We start from the raw sequence: 21,600 nt of genomic DNA, 5'->3' as shown, positions 1-21,600 counted from the left end.
ATTACTCCTTGGCCGCCAGATTGACCACACGATTGGAGCGATCCACCGGGCGTACCTGCAGGCCCTCATGGAGCACATGCACCCCCGCAGCCACTACCCAGTCGTTGGCATTCAGGCCTTCCAGCACCGGCACGGTCTTTTCGCCGAACGCCCCGACGCGCACGGGCGTCTTGTGCAAGGTGTTGTTGGCATCCACCCGCCAGACATAGGTCGCCCCCCCTTCGGCAGACAGCGCCGACAAAGGCACCGACAGCGGCACCGCATCACCGCTCTGGATGAACACCCGGGCGCTCTGGCCCAGTTCGGCGGGGATCTTGCCGGCACTGAAGGCAATGCGTGCGGCAAAGGTCCGGGACTTCGGATCGGCAGCAGGAGAGAGCTCGCGAATACGCCCGTCGAAGCGCTGGCCCGGCTGGGTCCAGAGTTCCACCGAGACTGGCTGGCCAATCTTGAAATGGCCGAAATTCTGCTCGGGGATGCTGATCAACACTTCGCGCTCACCATCGGTGGCCAGGGTGAACACTGTCTGCCCGGCCGCCACCACCTGCCCCACTTCCACCGCGCGCTTGGCCACCACGCCATCCTGTGGCGCACGCAGCACCGCGTAGCCGGCCTGATTGTTGGCCACATCGAACTCAGCCTTGATCTGCTTAAGGCGGGCTTCGCCGGAGCGATAGAGGTTCTCGGCATTGTCGTACTGCGAGTGGCTGACCATCTGCCGGTCCAACAGCGTCTTGTAGCGATCGCGCTCGGCACGCACCAGATTGAGGTTGGCACTGGCAGCGGTGACCTGGGCCCGGGAGGCCTCAAGCTGCAGGCGCACGTCCTGCGGGTCGAGTTCGGCCAGGGGTTGGTTAGCCTTGACTCGCTCCCCCTCCTCTACCAGCCGTCGACTGACCTTGCCGCCGATACGGAACGCCAGGTCCGGTTCGTAACGGGCCCGTACCTCACCCGGATAACTGTCTGAAGCCCGCGCCGAAGGCTCTGGCTGAACCACCATCGCCGGCCGGACACCGATTTGGACGGGCTCTTCGTGCCCACACGCAGACAGAAAAAAAGCCAGGCTGACTGGCAAGGCATAGCGGAACATGGCGGCGACCTTTCGCTAATGGTGCTTGGAATAATTATACTGGTGGGCATGTTATTAATAGCAAACTCACCAGTCCAGTATTAACAGCGAAAAAAATGTCCGACAATAATTCCGCAAACGTTGGGCCAGGCCGGCCCAAGGATCTGGCCAAACGCCAGGCCATTCTCGAAGCAGCGAAAAACCTGTTTCTGAGCAACGGCTATGCCAGTACCAGCATGGATGCGGTCGCCGCCGAAGCCGGCGTTTCAAAGCTCACGGTGTATAGCCACTTCAATGACAAGGAAACCCTGTTCACCGCTGCCGTGGTGGCCAAGTGCGAAGAACAACTGCCCACGCTGATCTACGAGCTGACACCCGAGACGCCGGTGGCAAGCGTCTTGTTGAACATCGCCCGGGGCTTTCACCAACTGATCAACAGCAACGAGTCGGTAAACCTGCATCGCCTGATCATGGCGCTGGGCAGCCAGGATCCCAAGCTCTCGCAGATCTTCATCGAGGCTGGTCCCGAGCGCGTGCTGCAAGGCATGGAGCGGCTGCTGGGCAGGATCAATCAGTTGGGCACCCTGCACATCGACAAACCGCGCAATGCCGCCGAGCATTTCTTCTGCATGCTCAAGGGCGGGGCGAACTTTCGCCTGCTCTACGGCTATGGCGAACCGCTGGCGGGCGCGGCTGCGGAAGAACATGTACAGGAAGTGGTGGAGCTGTTCATGCGCGCCTACCGTCCGGAGCCGGATTGAAGCGAGCGTTGCGCAGGAACAGCTTATGCAGGGCTGGATTGCCAACGAAGCGCCCTTGAGACGACCTTCGCCATCAAGCCGGCCCCTACAGTGAAGAGACCTGTGAGACGGCCCGCTCTACGCAGCGGTCATCAAGCCTTGAGCGCCTTCTTCGGGTAGATGTCATAGCGACTGGATTTACCCTCCAATCCATGACTGGGTTTCGGCCCCTCGATGCAGGGCGCCTTGCGCGGGCGCTTGACGACCACCCGGTGGCTGGCCAGGGCCAAGGCCGCCGCCAACAATGCCGGAGCATCGTTGTCGTCCCCCACCAACGGCCGGAACAGACGCATTTCCTTTTTCACCAGGGCGCTTTTCTCCCGATGAGGAAACATCGGGTCAAGGTAGATCACCTGGGGCGGTTCACCTTCCCAATTGCGCATCAGTTCGATGGAGTTGCCCTTGAGCAAGTGCATGCGCGCGACAATCGGGCCCACCTCGGCATCCCGCGCACCACGGGCCAATCCGTCTTCCAGCAGCGCGCCAATCAGCGGCTGACGCTCGATCAGGCTCATCTCACAACCCAGGGTCGCCAGCACGAAGCCGTCCTTGCCCAACCCCGCCGTAGCATCCAGCACCCGCGGCCGCACACCTTGGGCAACCCCCACCGCCTTGGCGATCATCTGCCCGCTACCGCCGCCATACAGCCGTCGGTGGGCCGCACCGCCCTCAACAAAATCCACCCGCACCGGTCCCGGCGCGTCCGGACCCAGTTGTTGCAGCTGCAGGCCCTGCTCACCCACCTGCAGGGCGAACTCGGCGTCGTCGACCTGCAATGGCAGCCCCAGGCGCTCGGCCCATTGTTGAGCCTCGGATTCGAATCCAGCGCCCAAGGCCTCGACTTTGATGCGGCAGGCCGCGGGTTGCTCATTCATCTGAAAACACACTCAAAAAATTAATGATCGGCAAAAACTGCCGATAACAGAACTATCGGCCATTTTGCCAGAGCTCAGCGTCGACCGAGAGCAATGTCAGACATTCAACGCACATCGATAGGTTATATCTCGCCCCACGGCGACTATGGCCTACGCAATTCCCAGGCACTGAGCGGCGTCAGCCATCTGTGGCAGGACTTCTTTGCCCAGGCATTGGCCGAGCAACGGGGCGCGGGTGCGAACGCTGAAGCATTGCCTGCAGTGGCCATCGACGGCCCAGTAGAACCGGTCGGCGGCACCGACCTGCTGACACAGATCGTCAATCAGCGCCATTGCGATGTGCAGGACACCGAGATCCGTCCGCCCGATCCACTGTTCCTGCCAATTGCCGAATTCGAGATGGATCTGCTGGACAAACCGGCTCCGCCCTTTGCGCCGGAAGAGATCATTGCCCAGCAACGCCAGCAGAACTTCGAGAGTGGCTGGGTTCGGCCGATCGTGCTCAACGCCGGTCAACCGCTGCCTGATCCAGGTCCTGCCCCGGAGCCTCGTCCACTGCACCTGCCGATCGCCGAGTTCGAGCTGGACCTGCTGGACAAACCGGCCAAGCCGTTCCCGCCCGAAGAACTCATCGAGCAGCAAAAGCAGATGGACTACGACATCGGCTGGGCGCGCCCGCTGATTTTGCAGAACCTGCGCATCGCCGCCTGAGCCCGCCCCTCAGCGACACACCCACCAGGGCCCCATATCCAGATGGAAGTGATTGCGATGGGCCACGTTGTAATCCGGCCCCAGCACCACATTGAACGCATCGCAGGCGCCATCCCGGGCCAACCTTAGAAAACGTCCCTCATTGCTGTCCTTCGGCCAATCCCTGAGCACACTGATGCTGCGCCCGTCCGCCAGGCGAAAGCCGGCGATGTCCAGTGCATTGGCGCTGGCGTGCTGACTGAGAGAGCCATTCTCGCGGCTGTACATATTGCGGCAGGCGAAACTGCCCAGATGATCGACACGCACCACTGACTGCCCATACACCGCCTGCGCCGCCGGCTGCAGGCCATGGCGCTGATACATGGCAAAAGCCACCGCCAGCGGGCAACTGGCGAGGAAGCTGCTGCTCAAGGCCACCTCCCCACCTTGCACGCGCAAGGTATTGCTCAACGGACACGCCACATCGCCACGACTGTCAGGCTGACGGCTGGTGCGCAAACCGGAGCGTCCGAGCACTTCATCGCACAACTGCGGATCGTCCCGCAGCCGCGCCAGCTTGAAGCGCGTCAACAGATTCGGCTGCGCCCGCACATCCAGTGGCGCCCAGGGGTTCCAGGCATCCGCCAGCGGCAACCAGCCCAGGCGCACGCCGATCAACAACAGGGCACCCAGCAACAGCAAAGCGCCGAAAATTTTTACCCGCCGCACAGAAACTCCGTTTTTTATGACAATTTGAACAATTGGTTGATCTGCCCGAACGGCATCGCGCGATCGGCAAAATCAAAGCGGCCACGCTCCCGGATATCCTCCGCGGCCCGATAGAACGCACCGTAGGCGGCACGGGCCAGGGCCGAACCGACACTGATGCGCTTGACCCCCAGTTCCGCCAATTGCGCCACGCTCAGATTGAGGCCGCCGGACATCAGCACATTCACCGGCTTGGGCGCCACCGCCCGCACCACCTGCAGAATCTCCTCGGCGTTGCGCAGAGCGGGGGCATAAAGCACATTGGCACCGGCCTCGGCAAAGGCCTGCAAGCGGCGGATAGTGTCCGGCAGATCGTCACGACCGTGCAGCAGATTCTCCGCTCGGGCCGTCAGGGTAAAGGGGAACGGCAGGCTGCGCACCGCCGCGACGCAGGCCTCGATGCGCTCCACGGCCAGATTGAATTCATAGATCGGCTCAGCGGCGCGTCCACTGGCATCCTCGATCGAGCCGCCCACCACACCGCTGGCTGCCGCCAACAACAAGGCCCGGGCACAGTCCTCGGGGTTGTCGGCAAAACCGTTTTCCAGGTCCGCCGCCACCGGCAGGCTGCTGGCGCCGACTATCCCGCGCACGTTGTGCAGAGTGTCTTCCAGGCTGAGCGCGCCCTCGGCATCCGGACGCCCCAGGGAGAACGCGTATCCGCCACTGGTGGTGGCCAGGGCTTCGAAGCCAAGGCTGGCCAGCATCTTCGCGGAGCCGGCATCCCAAGGGTTGGGAATGACAAAGGCCCCGGCACGTTCATGCAAGGCCTTGAAGGTGTTGGCTCGAAGGGTCTGCGCGTCCATTTGCTTGCTCCTGGAGAAGGCCAAGAAAGCGCTTCAGAGCAAGCCGAGCTGCTCCGCGGCGGGCTCTCTGTATAACTCAGGCAACGCGGGCAAGCCAGGCAAACGTTGCATCAGTTGGGCATGAAAGCGCCGAGCCAGTTCAGCCGCCAGACGGTTGTCCGAGGTGTGCAAAAAGACGTAGGGCGTGCGCCCCTCTTCGATCCAGCCGGCGACCTTGTCGAGCCAGGGAACGAGAAACGGATCATTGGCCTCAAGCTCCGGGTGACCAATGAAACGCACCTGGGGAAACTGGGTGAAAGCGGCTGGACGTGGCGGCACCTTGGGCTTCTTTGACTGCGCGTGCAGCACTGCAGGATTCGTCGAGATACAACTGAACAAGGCTCGCGGGTCCAAGCAGATACGTTCGACACCACGACCGCGCAACAGCCGATTGAGCATGCGTTCGGCATCCCCCTTGGCAAAGAACTCCGGATGCCGGACTTCCACCGCCAAGGGCCGCTCCAGGCCATCGATGAACCCCGCCAGTTCCGCCAGGCGCGCAGGGGAAAAACTGGCCGGCAGTTGCAGCCACAAGGGTGACACCCGCTCACCCAGGGGGCTGAGCAACTGGACAAAGGTTTCAGCGGCGCTCAACTGCTCCCGCAAGTCGCCACCGTGACTGATGTCGCCAGGGAACTTGGCCGTGAAACGAAAGTGCTCGGGCATGATCTGTGCCCAACGCTGCACCGTGGCAGGTGCGGGCCGGGCGTAGAAGGTAGTGTTGCCTTCGACGGCGTTGAACACCTGGGAATACAGGCCGAGAAAGTCGTTAGGCCGCGCATCTTCCGGGTACAGGTACTCACGCCAGGCGTTTTCGCTCCAGGAAGGACAACCGAGAAAATAAGGCAGCATCAGATGTACAGGTCGAGACCCACCACTTCCATATCCCAATCGACAAAACCGGAGGTGGTCAGGTAACTCGCCAGGGCGTTGGCCACGCTCCTCTTCATCGCGCGCTGGAAGATCATGTCCTGCGGGCGGGCGGGAAGATTACCGGTGCGTGGGGCAGAAGCCTGAGAACGGTTTTGGCTCGAGGGTTCGGGCTGGACATCAATGGCATCGGCATCGTCCAGGGACTCGTCTACCTGCACCCGGCCTTTGCGAGGCTTGCGCTTGATGGGGTAGGACTGAGAGGAGATGCCGTCTATGCGCATACTGAAAAGCCCGGGGTCGATGATGGCAATTTAGCGGCACCGCTTAGACTTAGCAAATGCCCGAGTGATAACTAGAACACAGAAAAGCCAAAAGGTTTAAAACCGGGCAGGATCAAGCCTGAAAAGCAGACGATTGGCGGCTGTAGCAGGAGTTTACTGAACAACCGCTGACTGCTTGCGATCCCTCAGCGGGCCTTGGGCGTAGCGACCTTGTCCCGCAGATAGACCGGCTGCGCCTCATCGGCGACTATCGCTTCCCCCCGCTCCCAGGCAAACCGCGCCAAGGTCAGCAGGTCTTCGGCGTGGGGCAACATGCCAGCGTCCTGGCCACTGAGGTTGACCGCAATACGCTCACTGTAGCCCCAGCCGGTGCCCGCGCCAAACCAGTCGCCACTGGCGCCTTCGGGCAAGGCCGCGCTTTCCGGCGGCAGTACCGCTTCGCTGCCGAGCAGGCGCATTTCGCCGGCAGTTTCCTGGTAACAGCCCCAATAGACTTCATCCATGCGGGCGTCGATGGCCGACGCGACCTGGGTCGCGCCATGCTCGCGCAAGGCGCGCTGGGCCAGCACCGCCAGGTTGGACACCGGCAGCACCGGACGCTCCAGGGCAAAGGCCAGCCCCTGTACCACGCCGATGGCGATCCGCACGCCAGTAAACGCGCCCGGGCCACGCCCAAAGGCAATGGCATCCACGGCCTGCAGGGTGGTGCCGGCGTTAGCCAGCAACGCCTGAATCATCGGCAACAGCTTCTGCGCATGCAGCCGCGGGATCACCTCGTAATGGCTCGTGACCTTGCCGTCATGCAGCAAAGCAACGGAGCAAGCTTCAGTCGCGGTGTCCAGGGCCAACAAGGTGCTCATCGGGGGTTCCATAGGCATTGAAAAAAGTGACGCATTATAAACAGCAACGGCCCGCAAGCGGGCCGTTGAACGATCAAACGATCAGGCAACTCAGCTCAAGGCTTCGAGCACCTTGGCGGTGATCACTTCCACCGAACCCACGCCAGGGATATGGCTGTACTTCGGCTTGCCCTGGGCGGCGGCCAACTGCTGGTAGAACTCCACCAGCGGCTTGGTCTGGGAATGGTAGACCGACAGGCGATGACGCACGGTTTCCTCGGTGTCGTCCTTGCGCTGCACCAGGTCTTCGCCGGTGATGTCGTCCTTGCCGGCAACCTTCGGCGGGTTGTAGACGGTGTGGTAAGTCCGGCCCGAGGCTTCATGCACACGGCGGCCGGCAATACGCTGGACGATCTCTTCATCGTCGACGGCGATTTCTACAACGCTGTCCAGTTCAACACCGGCCTTGACCAGTGCTTCAGCCTGAGGAATGGTGCGCGGGAAGCCGTCGAACAGGAAGCCATTGGCGCAGTCAGCTTGGCTGATGCGTTCCTTGACCAGATTGATGATCAGGTCGTCGGACACCAAGCCACCACTGTCCATCACACTCTTGGCCTTGAGGCCCAACTCGGTGCCGGCCTTGACCGCAGCACGCAGCATGTCACCGGTGGAGATCTGTGGAATGCCGAACTTTTCGGTGATGAACTTCGCCTGAGTACCTTTACCGGCTCCGGGAGCTCCCAGCAGAATTACGCGCATCGATGTGCTCCTCAATTTTTTATTTAGAAACGCTCGGATTCGCCTCGTGGGGCCAATCTCAAAAATAGGGGTGTGGCCGCCCAAACGGCCAAAGGCTGATCAAGATACACAGCCGACACAGCGCACACAAGCAGTCGAAAGTCGGAGGAACCCGGCCCTTTTGTGCCCCATCGACACGGTTTTACAAGTCGCAACCCCATAACAAAGTGTCGCCAGAGGAATCTGAACGACACCTTGGGATTACCCCGACCCGGGCTGGGTGAAAGCACCCCGCACGCCCTCTGCAACCTCAGCCAGTATTACGCAGGCCGGCAGCAATACCTGCCACAGAGACCAGCAACGCCTGTTCCACGGGGCTTCCTTGCGGCGCCTGCTGTTTGCGCGAGCGCGCCAGCAACTCGGCCTGCAACAGATGCAGCGGATCGAGGTAGGTGTTGCGCAGGCGAATGAACTCCAGGGTATCGGGGCTGTGGGCCAGCAACTGCGACTGCCCTGTGAGACCCAGGACCACCGCGCAAGCCTGCGACAATAGGTCGCGTAAATGCCCACCCAACGGCAGCAGTTCCTCCTCCACCAGACGCTCGTCATAGGAGCGGGCGATGTCCGCATCGGCCTTGGCCAGAACCATCTCCAGCATGTCGATACGGGTCCGGAAGAACGGCCATTGCTCACGCATCTGCGCCAGTAACTGGCCTTCGCCACGGGCCAGGGCCTTGCTCAGGGCCGCCTCCCAACCCAACCACGCCGGCAACATCAGGCGAGTCTGGGTCCAGCCAAAAATCCACGGGATCGCCCGCAGGCTTTCAATGCCCCCGGCGCGGCGCTTGGCCGGTCGACTGCCCAACGGCAGGCGCCCCAGCTCCTGTTCCGGGGTGGACTGGCGGAAGTACTCGACGAACTGCGGATTGTCCCGCACCACTGCACGGTAGGCCTGCACCCCATCACTGGCCAACTCGTCCATCAGGTGACGCCAGGCGGGCTGCGGTGGGGGGGGTGGCAACAAGGTGGCTTCCAGCACTGCCGCCAGATACAAGTTGAGGTTCTGCTCGGCAATGTCCGGCAGACCAAATTTGAAACGGATCATTTCTCCCTGCTCGGTGGTACGGAAACGTCCCGCCACCGAACCCGGTGGCTGCGACAGGATCGCCGCGTGGGCCGGACCGCCACCGCGGCCCACGGTGCCACCGCGCCCGTGGAACAACAGCAGTTCCACCTGTTGCTCGCGGCAGATATCCACCAGCCGCTCCTGCGCCCGATACTGGGCCCAGGCCGCTGCCGTGGTGCCGGCATCCTTGGCCGAGTCGGAGTAGCCGATCATCACTTCCTGAGGCCCCTGCAGACGCGAGCGATAACCCGGCATATGCAGCAGCTTTTCCATCACCGGACCGGCGTTATCCAGGTCCGCCAGGGTTTCAAACAGCGGTACCACGCGCATCGGTCGCAGTACCCCGGATTCCTTGAGCAGCAACTGCACCGTCAGTACATCGGAGGCCGCGCCGGCCATGGAGATCACGTAGGAGCCCAAGGACGCTGCCGGTGCTGCAGCGATCTCGCGACAGGTGGCGAGCACTTCCGCGGTGTCCGCCGACGGTTTGAAATAACCCGGCAGCAATGGCCGCCGGCTGCCCAGCTCACGCATCAGGAAGGTGATGCGATCCTCTTCGTTCCAGTCTTCGTAGCGCCCCAGGCCCAGGTAATCGGTGATTTCGGTCATGGCCGAGGTGTGCCGACTGGAATCCTGGCGGACATCGAGGCGCACCAGGAACAGGCCGAACGTCACCGCTCGCCGCAGGCAATCGAGTAACGGACCATCGGCGATCACGCCCATGCCGCATTCATGCAGTGACTGGTAGCACAGTTGCAGCGGTTCCAGCAGGTCACGGTTGCTCTGCAACACTTCGGCGCCCGCTGGCACCGGTGCGCTGAGCGCCGCATGCGCCCAGCTACGGGTAGCCCGCAGACGCTCGCGCAATTGCTTGAGCAGCGCCCGATACGGCTCAGCGCTGTCCCCGACCTTGGCCAACAGCGCAGTGCTGGCTTGTTGCATGGACAGTTCGGCGGCCAGCTGATCGACGTCACGCAGGTACAGGTCCGCCGCCATCCAGCGCGCCAACAGCAATACCTCACGGGTCACGGCAGCGGTGACATTGGGGTTGCCGTCACGGTCGCCGCCCATCCACGAAGCAAAGCGGATCGGCGCCGCCTCCAGCGGCAAGTGCAACCCGGTGGCGTCGAACAATGCCTTGTCGGCCTTGCGCAGATAATTGGGGATCGCCTGCCAGAGCGAATGCTCGATCACCGCAAACCCCCATTTGGCTTCATCCACGGGCGTCGGGCGAGTGCGGCGGATCTCCTCGGTGTGCCAGGCCTCGGCGATCAGGCGCTGCAGGCGCTCCTGGATCTGCCCGCGCTCGGCACTGGTCAGGTCGCGATGATCCTGGGCCGCCAACTGCGCGGCGATCGCATCGTATTTCTGGATCAGCGTGCGGCGTGCCACTTCGGTGGGGTGAGCAGTCAGTACCAGCTCGATTTCCAGGCGTCCCAACTGACGAGCCAGGGCATCGGCGGAGTGCCCTTCAGCACGCAGGCGACTGAGCAGTTCGGGCAACACCCGAGCTTCGAACGGTGCTGGCTGCGACTCGTCGCGACGGTGGATCAGTTGATACTGCTCGGCGATATTCGCCAGGTTGAGGAACTGGTTGAAGGCCCTGGCCACCGGCAACAATTCGTCTTCGCTCAACTGGTCGAGGCTGGCACTCAACTCGGCCCCCGGCGAGCCCCGGCGATCGGCCTTGGCACCTTTGCGAATCTGCTCGATCTTGTCGAGGAACCCCTCGCCATACTGATTACGGATGGTATTGCCCAACAGCTCACCCAAGAGGTGAACGTCTTCGCGCAAGCGCGCATCAATATCGGTCATCGAGGTGTTCTCCAGCAGACTCAGGGCGGCACGGAAGGCTCAAGAGTGCCGGTTTGCCGCGCCCCTTAGCAAGCACGCGGCACACCGGCATCAAACCTTCAGCGTTGGGGCTAGTCTCAAGACTAGGCCACACAAGGGCCGCGCACCGGCCCCGGTCGGTCAACTCAAGCCAATCTGCTACGAGCAGGTGTTCATTGAGGTCATCATGAAAATCCGTGAACTCGCACAACACTGGGAAGAAAACGCCACAGGTCGCCTGACCAAGACCGGCTACCGGATTCACCTGGACCTGGAAGCCGCCGCGCGCCTGGCCGCGCTGACCGAAATGTACCCCAAACGCCAGACCGAAGAGCTCCTTGGCGAGCTGATCGGTGCGGCCCTGGAAGAGCTGGAAGCGAGCTTTCCCTACGTCCAGGGTCAACAGGTGGTGGCCACCGACGAGGAAGGCCACCCGCTGTACGAAGATGTCGGTGCAACCCCGCGTTTCCTCGCCTTGTCACGCCAACGTCTGCACCTGATTTCGAGCCAGTCGGACAAGCCGAAACACTGAGCCAACGCCCCCTTCGCCCCCGTTGAACCTCATGCTCCCCGGCCCTGAACAGGGCCGGGAATACCTCTGCGCATGGCAAAAGTTCCCGGTTTAGAGCCCTCTCCAAGTGGTCGGAAGTTTTTCCGGCCAATCGCCATCTTTCTCTGAACTATTCAAAAAAGCCTCGGGTCACACCGATTAACCATCACTGGAACGGCCGTTTCAAATTTTGCCATCAGCGCTTGTCGTCACTGAAACGCCAGGGCACCAGAACCGGGATGGATTTTGATGTTTTCCAGGAGTTACCCAATGGAGTTGAAGACCATGAAGATCAGCACTGCCAAATCCTCGTTCACCTCTCTGCGCGGACTGAAGCTGGCCGCGCTGGCCCTCGGTAGCAGCATGGTACTGGCCGGTTGCGCCGGGAACCCGCCCTCCGAGCAGTACGCGGTCACGCAATCTGCGGTCAACAGCGCAGTGAGCGCCGGCGGTACCGAATTCGCCGCGGTAGAAATGAAGTCGGCGCAGGACAAACTCAAGCAAGCCGAGATTGCCATGCACGACAAAAAGTACGACGAAGCCCGCCGCCTGGCTGAACAAGCCGAGTGGGATGCCCGAGTTGCCGAGCGCAAGGCCCAGGCTGCCAAGGCCGAGCAAGCACTCAAAGATTCGCAGAAAGGCGTTCAGGAACTGCGTCAGGAAGGTATGCGTAGCGTGCAGTAAGCCGCCGCCAATTCCCACGTACTCGTAATTGATTGAAAGGACGAACCATTATGCGCAAACAATTGATGATCCCAGCCCTGTTGGCCATGAGCGTAGCCCTGGCGGCCTGCTCCACCCCGCCCAACGCCAACCTGGAAAACGCCCGGACCAACTTCTCGGGCCTGCAAGCCAACCCGCAGGCCAGCAAGGTCGCGGCCCTGGAGACCAAGGACGCCGCCGACTGGATGGACAAGGCCGACAAGGCCTACCTGAACAAGGACGACGAGAAGAAGGTCGACCAACTGGCCTACCTGACCAACCAACGGGTTGAAGTGGCCAAGGAAACCATCGCCCTGCGCACCGCCGAAGCCAAGCTCAAGGACGCCGGCGACCAGCGCGCTCGCGCCATCCTCGATGCCCGTGACGCCCAGATCAAGCAACTGCAGGACAGCCTCAACGCCAAGCAGACCGATCGTGGCACCCAGGTGACCTTTGGCGACGTGCTGTTCGCCACCAACAAGTCCGACCTGAAATCCAACGGCCTGGTGAACATCAACAAGCTGGCGCAATTCCTCCAGCAGAATCCGGACCGCAAGGTGATTGTCGAAGGCTACACCGACAGCACCGGCAGCGATGCCTACAACCAGTCGCTGTCCGAGCGCCGTGCAGGCTCCGTGCAAATGGCCCTGATCCGTATGGGCGTCGATCCAGCGCGCATTGTCAGCCAGGGTTACGGCAAGGAATATCCGGTGGCCGATAACGGCAGCGTTTCCGGTCGAGCCATGAACCGCCGCGTGGAAGTGACCATCTCCAACGACAACCAGCCTGTGGCGCCACGTTCTGCTGTCAGCCGCAACTGATCCGGCGCCCGGCCTTATATAGGCAGGCAAAATAAAACGCCGCGGCCCTCTTCAGGCCTGCGGCGTTTTTTATCGTCTTCGTTGACCCACCAGTGCCTACAAGACGGCTATAGGCACTGGTGAGTCAGCAAAAAAACACAAGCCGATCACTGCTCCAGCTGTGGGGTTTCCTGGCCCATGCAGCGCACCGCCTGCTTCTTCTTGTTGACCAGCACCCCGGTCAGGCCTTTCTGCTGGGTGTCGAACAGCACCAGCACGCCATCGAAGCACTGGGCCACTTCGGTGGCCGGCTCCAGGGAGACCTTGTAGTCCTCGCCAGGCACGGTCTTGAGCATGGTGAAGTCGCTGAGCAGCAAGGCATCTTCCGGTTTGGCGAAATGCAGATAACCGTAGTACCACAGGCAAGCCACGGTACCGATGATGCTGCAGATCCCGGTGATGATCATTGGAATGGCGTTACGTTCTTCACTCATTGCGGACTCTCTGGAAGTTCAACTGCTGAATTCGGCGTCGCCGGATAATTGGGGATTTCCCCCAGGCGGCGCAACCCGTCGAAATGCTGCGGATCGTCGAGGTAGCGCAGCATCACGCGGCGCCAGGTCGGATCGGCAAAGGTTTGTACATGGCCGCCGCGAGTCAGCTGCAGGACCCTGGGCGGGGGCGCAGCTTGATACAGACGGATGCCATTGGAAAGAGGCACGATCGGATCGTCGAGGCTGTGGTAGAGCAATTTCGGCACCCCGGTCAGGCGCGGCATGAAGTGGATCGCGCTGTCGGCGTCCGGCACCAGCCACGACAAGGGCACCTGAAACGGCCAGGTCAGCCAGGAAGTACTCAGGGCGAAACGCCCGACATCGCGGTAGCTGGCCGGCACACCGTCGAGAACAATGGCCTTGAGCTGGCGCTGGCGCTCGGGATGCTCCACCAGATAGTGAATGGCCAGGGCACCGCCCAGGCTTTGCCCGAGCACGATCAGCGGCTTGCCTTGAACTTCGGGAGCCTGGTCCAGCCATTTGAAGGCGGCGTCGATGTCCTGATAGATCGCCGGCAGGCTCGGTGAGCCTTCCGACAAGCCATAACCGCGATAGTCCAGCAACAGCACCTGATAGCCCTGTTCCGGCAACCACCAACTGCCCCCCAGGTGCCAGGCCAGGTTGCCGCCGTTGCCATGCAAGTGCAGCACTGTGCCCTTGACCGTCACTCCCGGCTTGGCCGGCAGCCACCAGCCGCGCAACTTGAGGCCGTCGGCGGTGGTCAGGGTGACGTCGCGGTACTCAAGCTTGGCCCGCTCCGGGGTGAACGGCAGCCCGGGCTCGGGATAGAACAACAGCGAGCTGCAGCCGTTCAGAGACAGCAACAGTGCCAGCACCGCGAAGAAACGCATCAGCCACTGTTCTCTGTCTGTGAATACATCCATGTGCGCCCCCGGAAAATGTCAAAGGATGTTGGAGTAGTCCGCCTCGATCCGGTCCAGACTCAGGTGATTGAGGAAGTTGGAGAAACACATCCAGGCCGACAGGGCATTCATGTCGCGGAACTGGTCAGGCAGGTACTTGGGCGCGACCACCAGGCCTTCATCCACCAGTTGGCGCAAGGTACGCATGTCTTCCAGGGTGGTCTTGCCACAGAACAGCAAGGGGATCTGCTCCAGCTTGCCCTTGCGCACAGCCAGCTGAATATAGTTGTAAACCATGATGAAGCCCTTGAGGTAGGACAAGTCTTTGGTAAAGGGCAGCCCGGTGGGCACCGATCCGCGGAACACCCGGCTGGCGTTGCCGTAGCTCTCGGCCATCTCGAAACCCTGCTCGCGGAAGAACTCGAACACCTGCAGGAAATCCGCGCCCTCCTCCACCATGTGAATCGCCCGGGTACGGTTGGTGAGCTTGCGCAGGCGACTGGGATAGGACGCGAAGGTGATGATTTCCATGAGGATCGCCAGGCCTTCCTGGGTCACCGTGGACGAGGGTGGACCCTTGGCCAGGAAGGTGCAGATTGGCTGGTTGAGGCCGTTCAGGGTGGTGCCCACGTGCACCAAGCCTTCATGGACTTCCAGGGCCCGCACATCGCGATCATTGAACATCGCGTCGCTGCGGATCTTGATGTAGTCAGCGCCCGCCGCCGCGTCGGCGACGATGCCGTCGGACTCGAACACGCGGATGGTTTCCTCAGCCTCGCCGAACACTTTGTTCAGGCGACTCTGCAGCAGGCTCACTGCGTCCTTGGCGCTCAGGGTCTTGGGTTCGTCCTTGAGATCGCCACGGCCATCGATGTTGTTCAGGTAGTCGGACATCATCAACCCGAGGTCCGCCAGGGTCGGGTCGCCGGCGTGGAAGGCGTCGGAAGCGGCGCCGTAGAGTTCCTGGGAGATCAGGCCGAAGTCGCCGGTGCCCCGGGCTTCGAGCATGCGCACCACCATGCGGTATTCCTTGCACATGCGGCGCATGATCTGTCCCACCGGGTTGAACTGGCCCAGTTGGCGGGTGATATCACGCTCGATGTTCTGGAACTCCAGCTTCACCGCACCGGAATCAAACGACAACGGCCGCCCTTCGTAATAGGCGCGGTCCACCGCCGGCATTTCCTTGCCCTTGGCCTTGAGAAACCCCTTGCGCACACTCTCGTCCCACTTCACCGCATCCAGCACGCGGATCGGTGTCTGTGCCAGCACTATGCGATCGGACAAAGTGCGTATCGTCTGCTGGTAATCGTCCACCCGAAGCTCCTATTGAATGTTTCTGTAGCGTGGGGTCACTTGCCCGCACGCTTGAAGCGCGCCGCCTCGACGAACAGGTCGGAATTGGCGGGGTCGTCGAGATAGGCAAAGACCTCGGGTAGCGGGCTGCTGATCAGCACGCCATCGCCTTCGGCCGTGGTCATAGGTTCACCGCTCAGGTCCTTTTGACCCAGGGCCAGACGAATCTGTTCCAAGTCGAGGGTGTAGAGCACCAACTCGTGTTTTTCGGTCAGCTCGAACCCGGCAATGCTGTAGTGCCCGCCAAACGCCTGGGGCACGGCGGCCGACAGGTACCAGCGGTTACCATGCCGGGACACGGTGAAATCATAGGCATCACGTGGTCGCGCGGTCGCGCTGGGGGAGCTCAAGGCCCGGTAGCGGTTGTCGCCGATGCGGCTGAGCTCGATATTCAGCGGCTCACCCCAGGCGTTCTTGCTCGACCACTTGCCCAGCAATGCGGCAGGTGCGGCCTGCTCGGCCGGCAGCGGATCCTTGAAGGACACCAAGCAACCACTGAGCAGGAGAAACGACAGGGCAATCAGGACACGCCAGGCTTGCATGCAACTCTCCCATGAACACCAGAATCACTTTAGTCGCTGGCGCTGGCTGCGACAGGCCGATACGCCCAGGCCGTGGCCACGCCCGCCACAACCAGCGATGGCCAAATCAGACCGAGGCCAGCACCAGATGCATGTAGCGGGTGAGGATACCGAGCATCTCTTCCTCCGCCAGCGGTTCGGTGCCGTTGAGCAGGCCCTGATATTCCATCCGGCCGATTATCGACGTCAACACTTTGGCATCCTGTTGCGGCTCCCGGGAGCCCAGGACCTGGAAGAACTGGCAGGTGCCATGCAGCAGGATCTGCTGGTGCGAACGCACCAACTGCGCCAGGCGCGGATTGAGCAGCGCCTCCTGGCGGAAGGCTTGCTCGGCCATCAGGTGCTCGCGACGGTTGTGCAACTGGCGCTGCACATAGTCGGCGGTCAGTCGCGCGATGTCGTCGGCCAGTTGCGAGCGGGAGGCCGCACTGCCGTCGCCATAAGCCACCATCTCGCGCAACAGCCCTTCGTTGCTGGCCCACAGCTTGCCCATGAACGCCGCACTGCGTTCGACGTACTGGGCGAAGGTATCGGTGAGCAGGTCATCGATATCCTTGAAGTAATAGGTGGTGGCCGACAACGGCACACCGGCTTCAGCGGCCACCGCGCGATGGCGCACGGCCCGCACGCCATCGCGCACGACAATGCGCATGGCAGCATCGAGAATCTCTTGTCGACGCTGTTCACTGCCCTGTCGGCTGGCCTTGCGACCCTGGTACTGAACGCTTTCAGCCACCGCCGTGGCGATACCAGCTGCACCTTCTTGAGCCATTGCGCGGTTCACGACAAGTATTCCCTCTTGAAAAACACACAGAATTAGAAGCGGTACGTCAGTTCCAGCCAGACAATAAAAAGCCGCCTGTTGAAGGCGGCTTTTTATTCACAACACTTAGGCTTGCGGCCGCATGTGCGGGAACAGGATCACGTCGCGGATCGATGGCGAGTTGGTCAACAGCATCACCAGGCGATCGATACCGATGCCTTCGCCGGCCGTTGGCGGCATGCCGTACTCCAGGGCGCGGACGAAGTCGGCGTCGTAGTGCATGGCTTCGTCGTCGCCGGCATCCTTGTCCGCCACCTGGGCCATGAAGCGCTCGGCCTGGTCTTCCGCATCATTGAGCTCGGAGTAGGCGTTGGCGATTTCGCGGCCACCGATGAACAGCTCGAAACGATCGGTGACGTTGGGGTTGTCGTCGTTGCGACGGGCCAGCGGCGAGACTTCGAACGGGTACTGGGTAATGAAGTGCGGCTGCTCCAGCTTGTGCTCCACCAGCTCCTCGAAAATCATCACCTGCAGCTTGCCCAGGCCTTCGAAACCCAGGACCTTGGCCCCGGCCTGCTTGGCGATGGCGCGAGCCTTGTCGATGTCGTTCAGGTCATCGGCGGTCAGCTCAGGGTTGTACTTGAGGATCGAGTCGAACACCGACAGACGGACAAACGGCTCGCCGAAGTGGAACACCTTGTCGCCGTACGGCACGTCGGTGCTGCCCAGCACCAGCTGCGCCAGCTCACGGAACAGCTCTTCGGTGAGGTCCATGTTGTCTTCGTAGTCGGCGTAGGCCTGGTAGAACTCCAACATGGTGAATTCAGGGTTGTGACGGGTCGAGACGCCTTCGTTGCGGAAGTTGCGGTTGATCTCGAAGACCTTTTCGAAGCCACCAACCACCAGGCGCTTGAGGTACAGCTCCGGGGCGATACGCAGGAACATTTCCATGTCCAGCGCATTGTGGTGAGTCTCGAACGGCTTGGCCGCAGCGCCGCCCGGGATGGTCTGCAGCATCGGCGTTTCCACTTCGAGGAAGTCGCGTTGCATCAGGAAGCTGCGGATGTGGGCGATGACCTGCGAGCGCACGCGGAACGTCTCACGGACTTCATCGTTGACGATCAGGTCAACGTAGCGCTGGCGATAGCGCTGCTCGGTGTCGGTCAGGCCGTGGTGCTTGTCCGGCAGCGGGCGCAGCGACTTGGTCAGCAGGCGCACGTGGGTCATTTCGACGTACAGGTCGCCCTTGCCGGAACGGGCCAGGGTACCTTCGGCGGCGATGATGTCGCCCAGGTCCCAGGTTTTCACCGCGGCCAGGGTTTCTTCCGGCAGGGTCTTGCGATTGACGTAGACCTGGATACGACCGGTCATGTCCTGGATCACCATGAACGAGCCACGGTTGAGCATGATGCGACCTGCCACCTTGACCGGGATTGCCGCTGCTTCCAGTTCTTCCTTGGTCTTGTCGGCGTACTGCTTCTGCAGGTCATTGCAGTAGCTGTCGCGGCGGAAGTCGTTGGGGAAGGCCTGGCCCTTGGCGCGCTCGGCAGCAAGCTTTTCCTTGCGCAGGGCGATCAGGGTGTTTTCTTCCTGTTGCAGGGCTTGCGGGTCGAGTTGTTGGTCGCTCATGTCTTTTGAAATTCCATCACAGGTTCATTGCCCCCAGGCCTTCGGCCTGGAGATCGCCGGCAAGCCGGCTCCTACGGGATCGCACCGTGTCAGCCGATCCCGTATTGCAGTATTACAAGCCCGATTTCAGGCTGGCTTCCAGGTATTCGTCGATGTCGCCGTCGAGCACCTTGTCGCAGTCGCTGCGTTCGATGTTGGTGCGCAGATCCTTGATCCGCGACGCATCGAGCACGTAAGAGCGGATCTGATGACCCCAGCCGATATCTGACTTGGTGTCTTCCAGGGCCTGGGAAGCCGCGTTGCGCTTCTGCATCTCCTGCTCGTACAACTTGGCCCGCAGCATTTTCATGGCGGTGTCCTTGTTGGCGTGCTGGGAACGTTCGTTCTGGCAGCTGACCACGGTGTTGGTCGGTACGTGGGTAATACGCACGGCCGAGTCAGTGGTGTTTACGTGCTGACCACCGGCACCGGAGGAACGATAGGTATCGATCCGCAGATCGGCCGGGTTGATTTCGATTTCCACCTTGTCGTCGATCTCTGGCGAGACGAACACCGCAGAGAACGAGGTGTGGCGACGGTTGCCGGAGTCGAACGGGCTCTTGCGCACCAGGCGGTGTACGCCGATCTCGGTGCGCAGCCAGCCAAAGGCGTATTCGCCCTTGATGTGCACGGTCGCACCTTTGATCCCGGCGACTTCACCGGCCGACAGCTCCATGATGGTCGCTTCGAAACCGCGTTTGTCGGCCCAGCGCAGGTACATGCGCAGCAGGATGTTGGCCCAGTCCTGGGCTTCGGTGCCGCCGGAACCGGCCTGGATATCCAGGTAGGCGTTGTTCGGGTCCATTTCGTGGCTGAACATGCGGCGGAATTCTAGCTTGGCGAGGTTTTCCTCGAGACGGGCCAGTTCGGCGACGACATCGCCCACTGCGCCTTCGTCGTTTTCTTCGACGGCCATGTCCAGCAGATCGCGGCAATCGGCCAGACCACCGTTCAGTTCGTCCAGGGTCTCGACGATCTGCGCCAGTGCTGCGCGCTCGCGGCCCAGTTCCTGGGCGTATTCAGGTTTGTTCCAGACAGCAGGATCTTCAAGCTCGCGGTTGACCTCGGTCAGACGCTCATGCTTTTGATCGTAGTCAAAGATACCCCCGAATAGTTTCGGAGCGCTCGGACAGGTCCTTGATGGTGTTCAGGATCGGGTTGATTTCCATGGGGGGCGGCACTCGTTGGCGAACTTTTGAAAGCCGGAGATTATAACGGAATCACCGATTCACGGCAGCCCGCTTAGCGGCTTTAGAGGCCAATCGGCCATCTAATTTCAACGACAGGCCCCAGGAAATCCCGGTGCCCCCTAAAATTTATTGCCCCCAGTTACCTGCCTGCCCTGCTGCGCAAGCCCGCCCCCTTCGATACCCGAAGGTTGCGATGGGCACTCACGGCGCCCTGGAGGCCGGCCAGCGCTATACAATCCCCCGCTAAACGACACGCAAACAGCAGGCTCATGGGACGCACACTCAACAACGCCGAGATCGAAGGCATCCAGCGCAGGGAGCGCCGAAACCAGAAAGGCGTCCAGGCGTTTTTCGCCGCGCTCTTCAGCGCGCTGGCCTGTATACCGTTGATGGGAATCTGGCTGCTGGTCTCACCGGCGCTGGCCTGCGCCCTGGTCGTGCCTTGGCTGATCTTTTTGTGGTGGTGGATCTACTACCGCACAAGAATGCTGGTGGATGAAATCGATGAGCAAACCCAATGGCTGCAGGCCAGGTTCAGTTGTCGCTGGGTCCACGTCCACAAGGGTGGCTACATGGACTACAGCTTTGGCGACTACCCGATCGCCCCCGGCAACCTGCTGAACAACTGGTTCATCGACAACACACTCGACACCTGCACCACCTACCGCATCGAAGCGGTAAAGCTCAGGTGCCGACACACCGCGAGCCACAGCTACTACCTGTTCCGAGACACCCTGGTGGAGGTCCCACCAGATCAGGCGCCGGCCACGGAAATGGCTGACGCCTAGAGCGCAGGCCGAAACCGCCTACTCGATCCCGACCTGATTGCGGCCATTGTTCTTCGCCAGGTACAGCCCCTTGTCCGCTGCCGAAATCAACTGCCGGCAATGGCTGTTGGGCTGCGGCGTGATGGTGGAAAGACCGATGCTGATGGTCAGACTGGCGCCCTCCACCGGTGCGATATGGGGGATTTTCAGGGCCTCCACGGTCTGGCGCAGCTTCTCCGCCACCAGTCGCGCCCCGCCCGGCGAGGTGTTGGGCAACACCAACACGAACTCTTCGCCACCGTAGCGCGCCGGTAGGTCGGATGGCCGGCTGCTGGCGTCACGAATCGCCGCCGCCACCTTGCGCAGGGCTTCATCACCCTCCAGATGGCCGAAGGTATCGTTGTAGGTCTTGAAGTAGTCGACGTCGATCATCAGCAACGACAGCTGGCTCTGTTCGCGCATTGCCCGACGCCATTCCAGCTCCAGGTATTCATCGAAGTGCCGGCGGTTGGACAGCCCGGTCAGGCCATCGGAGTTCATCAGCCGTTGCAGCACCAGATTGGTGTCCAGCAACTGTTGCTGGCTAACCCGCAGTGCGCGATAGGCCGCATCGCGCTGCAACAGGGTCATGTAAGAGCGCGAGTGATAGCGGATACGCGCCACCAGCTCGATGTTGTCCGGCAGCTTGACCAGATAGTCATTGGCCCCGGCGGCAAAGGCCGCGCTCTTGATCAGCGGGTCTTCCTTGGTCGACAGGACAATGATCGGGATGTTCTGGGTCGCCGGGTGATTGCGGTACTCACGCACCAGCGTCAGGCCGTCCAGGCCCGGCATCACCAGATCCTGGAGAATCACCGTGGGTTTGATCCGGATCGCCTGGGCAATGGCCTGGTGAGGATCGGCGCAGAAATGGAAGTCGATGTTTTCTTCATTCGCCAACCCACGCCGAACCGCCTCGCCGATCATGGCCTGGTCATCCACCAGCAACACCATTGCGGCGTTTTCATCGGTCTTGAATTCGTCGAGCTGTAAATCATTCATGGGTTGTCACCTGAGTTGCTACCTGGCC

23 protein-coding genes are annotated in these 21,600 nt (G+C 61.5%); 6 read left to right on the top strand and 17 right to left on the bottom strand.

The genetic code is table 11. The annotated features are described in order from the left end of the window. Position 1 precedes the first annotated feature (1 nt). On the bottom strand, positions 2-1,090 hold the full coding sequence (locus GV818_RS16545) for an efflux RND transporter periplasmic adaptor subunit (protein WP_161757981.1): 1,089 nt from the start codon (positions 1,088-1,090) through the stop codon (positions 2-4). Positions 1,091-1,185: 95 nt separating this feature from the next. On the opposite strand from GV818_RS16545, the gene GV818_RS16540 reads away from it, so the two are divergent. Then, positions 1,186-1,830, top strand: coding sequence for a TetR/AcrR family transcriptional regulator (locus tag GV818_RS16540; RefSeq protein WP_161757982.1), 645 nt, complete (start codon positions 1,186-1,188; stop codon positions 1,828-1,830). Positions 1,831-1,961: 131 nt separating this feature from the next. Here the strand turns inward: GV818_RS16540 and GV818_RS16535 are convergent, their stop codons facing one another. Beyond that, positions 1,962-2,744, bottom strand: a complete 783-nt coding sequence (locus GV818_RS16535) for a class I SAM-dependent methyltransferase (RefSeq protein ID WP_161757983.1) — start codon at positions 2,742-2,744, stop codon at positions 1,962-1,964. Between the two features lie 93 nt (positions 2,745-2,837). Between GV818_RS16535 and GV818_RS16530 the strand changes: the two genes are divergently transcribed. Then, the gene (locus GV818_RS16530; protein WP_161777009.1) at positions 2,838-3,455 is read left to right on the top strand and encodes an energy transducer TonB; all 618 of its coding nucleotides are present in this window, start codon (positions 2,838-2,840) and stop codon (positions 3,453-3,455) included. Between the two features lie 9 nt (positions 3,456-3,464). On the opposite strand, the gene GV818_RS16525 is transcribed toward GV818_RS16530, so the two are convergent. From GV818_RS16525 to ppc, 7 genes are all read right to left on the bottom strand, one after another. Further along, positions 3,465-4,163 carry an extensin-like domain-containing protein gene (locus tag GV818_RS16525; protein ID WP_161757985.1) on the bottom strand — a complete coding sequence of 233 codons (699 nt, stop codon included), beginning with the start codon at positions 4,161-4,163 and terminating at the stop codon, positions 3,465-3,467. Between the two features lie 14 nt (positions 4,164-4,177). Continuing rightward, a complete protein-coding gene (locus GV818_RS16520) occupies positions 4,178-5,008 on the bottom strand; it encodes an isocitrate lyase/PEP mutase family protein (RefSeq protein WP_161777008.1) in 831 nt (276 codons plus the stop codon). A 33-nt stretch (positions 5,009-5,041) separates the two neighbouring features. Further along, positions 5,042-5,902, bottom strand: a complete 861-nt coding sequence (locus GV818_RS16515) for a DUF72 domain-containing protein (RefSeq protein ID WP_161777043.1) — start codon at positions 5,900-5,902, stop codon at positions 5,042-5,044. Continuing rightward, positions 5,899-6,201, bottom strand: coding sequence for a hypothetical protein (locus GV818_RS16510; protein ID WP_161757987.1), 303 nt, complete (start codon positions 6,199-6,201; stop codon positions 5,899-5,901). Before GV818_RS16510 ends, GV818_RS16515 begins: the two co-directional genes overlap by 4 nt. Positions 6,202-6,386: 185 nt before the next feature. Beyond that, positions 6,387-7,061, bottom strand: coding sequence for a tRNA (adenosine(37)-N6)-threonylcarbamoyltransferase complex dimerization subunit type 1 TsaB (tsaB, locus tag GV818_RS16505; RefSeq protein WP_161757988.1), 675 nt, complete (start codon positions 7,059-7,061; stop codon positions 6,387-6,389). Between the two features lie 90 nt (positions 7,062-7,151). Continuing rightward, positions 7,152-7,799, bottom strand: a complete 648-nt coding sequence (gene adk, locus GV818_RS16500; RefSeq protein ID WP_161757989.1) for an adenylate kinase — start codon at positions 7,797-7,799, stop codon at positions 7,152-7,154. Between the two features lie 289 nt (positions 7,800-8,088). Further along, complete coding sequence (ppc, locus tag GV818_RS16495) at positions 8,089-10,719, bottom strand: phosphoenolpyruvate carboxylase (protein ID WP_161757990.1); 2,631 nt, start codon at positions 10,717-10,719, stop codon at positions 8,089-8,091. Positions 10,720-10,924: 205 nt separating this feature from the next. Here ppc and GV818_RS16490 point away from each other — a divergent pair, with 205 nt between their 5' ends. From GV818_RS16490 to GV818_RS16480, 3 genes are all read left to right on the top strand, one after another. Further along, the gene (locus GV818_RS16490) at positions 10,925-11,269 is read left to right on the top strand and encodes a pilin assembly protein (RefSeq protein WP_161757991.1); all 345 of its coding nucleotides are present in this window, start codon (positions 10,925-10,927) and stop codon (positions 11,267-11,269) included. Positions 11,270-11,557: 288 nt separating this feature from the next. Beyond that, positions 11,558-11,971 (top strand): DUF4398 domain-containing protein, encoded by a 414-nt coding sequence (locus tag GV818_RS16485; protein ID WP_016967758.1) that lies wholly within the window; start codon positions 11,558-11,560, stop codon positions 11,969-11,971. Between the two features lie 50 nt (positions 11,972-12,021). Further along, positions 12,022-12,810 carry an OmpA family protein gene (locus GV818_RS16480; protein WP_161757992.1) on the top strand — a complete coding sequence of 263 codons (789 nt, stop codon included), beginning with the start codon at positions 12,022-12,024 and terminating at the stop codon, positions 12,808-12,810. Between the two features lie 146 nt (positions 12,811-12,956). Here GV818_RS16480 and GV818_RS16475 read toward each other — a convergent pair whose 3' ends face one another. The 7 genes from GV818_RS16475 to prfB form a co-directional block, all read right to left on the bottom strand. Continuing rightward, positions 12,957-13,283, bottom strand: a complete 327-nt coding sequence (locus tag GV818_RS16475) for a hypothetical protein (RefSeq protein WP_161757993.1) — start codon at positions 13,281-13,283, stop codon at positions 12,957-12,959. Continuing rightward, positions 13,280-14,194: an alpha/beta hydrolase gene (locus tag GV818_RS16470; RefSeq protein ID WP_161758074.1), complete on the bottom strand. Its 915-nt coding sequence runs from the start codon at positions 14,192-14,194 to the stop codon at positions 13,280-13,282. Before GV818_RS16470 ends, GV818_RS16475 begins: the two co-directional genes overlap by 4 nt. A 51-nt stretch (positions 14,195-14,245) precedes the next feature. Next, on the bottom strand, positions 14,246-15,523 hold the full coding sequence (locus GV818_RS16465) for a flavohemoglobin expression-modulating QEGLA motif protein (protein WP_161757994.1): 1,278 nt from the start codon (positions 15,521-15,523) through the stop codon (positions 14,246-14,248). A 35-nt stretch (positions 15,524-15,558) separates the two neighbouring features. Next, a complete protein-coding gene (locus GV818_RS16460; RefSeq protein WP_161757995.1) occupies positions 15,559-16,104 on the bottom strand; it encodes a hypothetical protein in 546 nt (181 codons plus the stop codon). Positions 16,105-16,210: 106 nt separating this feature from the next. Continuing rightward, positions 16,211-16,927 carry a TetR/AcrR family transcriptional regulator gene (locus tag GV818_RS16455; RefSeq protein WP_161757996.1) on the bottom strand — a complete coding sequence of 239 codons (717 nt, stop codon included), beginning with the start codon at positions 16,925-16,927 and terminating at the stop codon, positions 16,211-16,213. A gap of 105 nt (positions 16,928-17,032) precedes the next feature. Next, positions 17,033-18,535 carry a lysine--tRNA ligase gene (gene lysS, locus GV818_RS16450; protein ID WP_161757997.1) on the bottom strand — a complete coding sequence of 501 codons (1,503 nt, stop codon included), beginning with the start codon at positions 18,533-18,535 and terminating at the stop codon, positions 17,033-17,035. A gap of 112 nt (positions 18,536-18,647) precedes the next feature. Continuing rightward, a protein-coding gene (gene prfB, locus GV818_RS16445; protein ID WP_161757998.1) for a peptide chain release factor 2 occupies positions 18,648-19,743 on the bottom strand; the annotation gives its coding sequence in 2 pieces (ribosomal slippage) (positions 18,648-19,670 and positions 19,672-19,743; 1,095 coding nt in all). 290 nt (positions 19,744-20,033) lie between these two features. On the opposite strand from prfB, the gene GV818_RS16440 reads away from it, so the two are divergent. Next, on the top strand, positions 20,034-20,552 hold the full coding sequence (locus GV818_RS16440; RefSeq protein ID WP_161757999.1) for a hypothetical protein: 519 nt from the start codon (positions 20,034-20,036) through the stop codon (positions 20,550-20,552). Between the two features lie 18 nt (positions 20,553-20,570). Here the strand turns inward: GV818_RS16440 and GV818_RS16435 are convergent, their stop codons facing one another. After that, positions 20,571-21,572: a response regulator gene (locus tag GV818_RS16435; protein ID WP_161758000.1), complete on the bottom strand. Its 1,002-nt coding sequence runs from the start codon at positions 21,570-21,572 to the stop codon at positions 20,571-20,573. Between the last annotated feature and the right edge of the window lie 28 nt (positions 21,573-21,600).

Origin of the sequence: Pseudomonas sp. Fl4BN1, assembly GCF_009908285.1 — a bacterium.
Lineage (GTDB): Bacteria > Pseudomonadota > Gammaproteobacteria > Pseudomonadales > Pseudomonadaceae > Aquipseudomonas.
This window is presented reverse-complemented; position numbering and strand designations above follow the sequence as displayed.

Coding starts and splice junctions, on each gene's coding strand:
- GV818_RS16545 (WP_161757981.1), bottom strand. CDS start 1,090: ATGTTCCGCTATGCCTTGCCAGTCAGCCTGGCTTTTTTTCTGTCTGCG.
- GV818_RS16540 (WP_161757982.1), top strand. CDS start 1,186: ATGTCCGACAATAATTCCGCAAACGTTGGGCCAGGCCGGCCCAAGGAT.
- GV818_RS16535 (WP_161757983.1), bottom strand. CDS start 2,744: ATGAATGAGCAACCCGCGGCCTGCCGCATCAAAGTCGAGGCCTTGGGC.
- GV818_RS16530 (WP_161777009.1), top strand. CDS start 2,838: ATGTCAGACATTCAACGCACATCGATAGGTTATATCTCGCCCCACGGC.
- GV818_RS16520 (WP_161777008.1), bottom strand. CDS start 5,008: ATGGACGCGCAGACCCTTCGAGCCAACACCTTCAAGGCCTTGCATGAA.
- GV818_RS16510 (WP_161757987.1), bottom strand. CDS start 6,201: ATGCGCATAGACGGCATCTCCTCTCAGTCCTACCCCATCAAGCGCAAG.
- tsaB (WP_161757988.1), bottom strand. CDS start 7,061: ATGAGCACCTTGTTGGCCCTGGACACCGCGACTGAAGCTTGCTCCGTT.
- adk (WP_161757989.1), bottom strand. CDS start 7,799: ATGCGCGTAATTCTGCTGGGAGCTCCCGGAGCCGGTAAAGGTACTCAG.
- ppc (WP_161757990.1), bottom strand. CDS start 10,719: ATGACCGATATTGATGCGCGCTTGCGCGAAGACGTTCACCTCTTGGGT.
- GV818_RS16490 (WP_161757991.1), top strand. CDS start 10,925: ATGAAAATCCGTGAACTCGCACAACACTGGGAAGAAAACGCCACAGGT.
- GV818_RS16485 (WP_016967758.1), top strand. CDS start 11,558: ATGGAGTTGAAGACCATGAAGATCAGCACTGCCAAATCCTCGTTCACC.
- GV818_RS16480 (WP_161757992.1), top strand. CDS start 12,022: ATGCGCAAACAATTGATGATCCCAGCCCTGTTGGCCATGAGCGTAGCC.
- GV818_RS16475 (WP_161757993.1), bottom strand. CDS start 13,283: ATGAGTGAAGAACGTAACGCCATTCCAATGATCATCACCGGGATCTGC.
- GV818_RS16470 (WP_161758074.1), bottom strand. CDS start 14,194: ATGCGTTTCTTCGCGGTGCTGGCACTGTTGCTGTCTCTGAACGGCTGC.
- GV818_RS16460 (WP_161757995.1), bottom strand. CDS start 16,104: ATGCAAGCCTGGCGTGTCCTGATTGCCCTGTCGTTTCTCCTGCTCAGT.
- lysS (WP_161757997.1), bottom strand. CDS start 18,535: ATGAGCGACCAACAACTCGACCCGCAAGCCCTGCAACAGGAAGAAAAC.
- GV818_RS16440 (WP_161757999.1), top strand. CDS start 20,034: ATGGGACGCACACTCAACAACGCCGAGATCGAAGGCATCCAGCGCAGG.
- GV818_RS16435 (WP_161758000.1), bottom strand. CDS start 21,572: ATGAATGATTTACAGCTCGACGAATTCAAGACCGATGAAAACGCCGCA.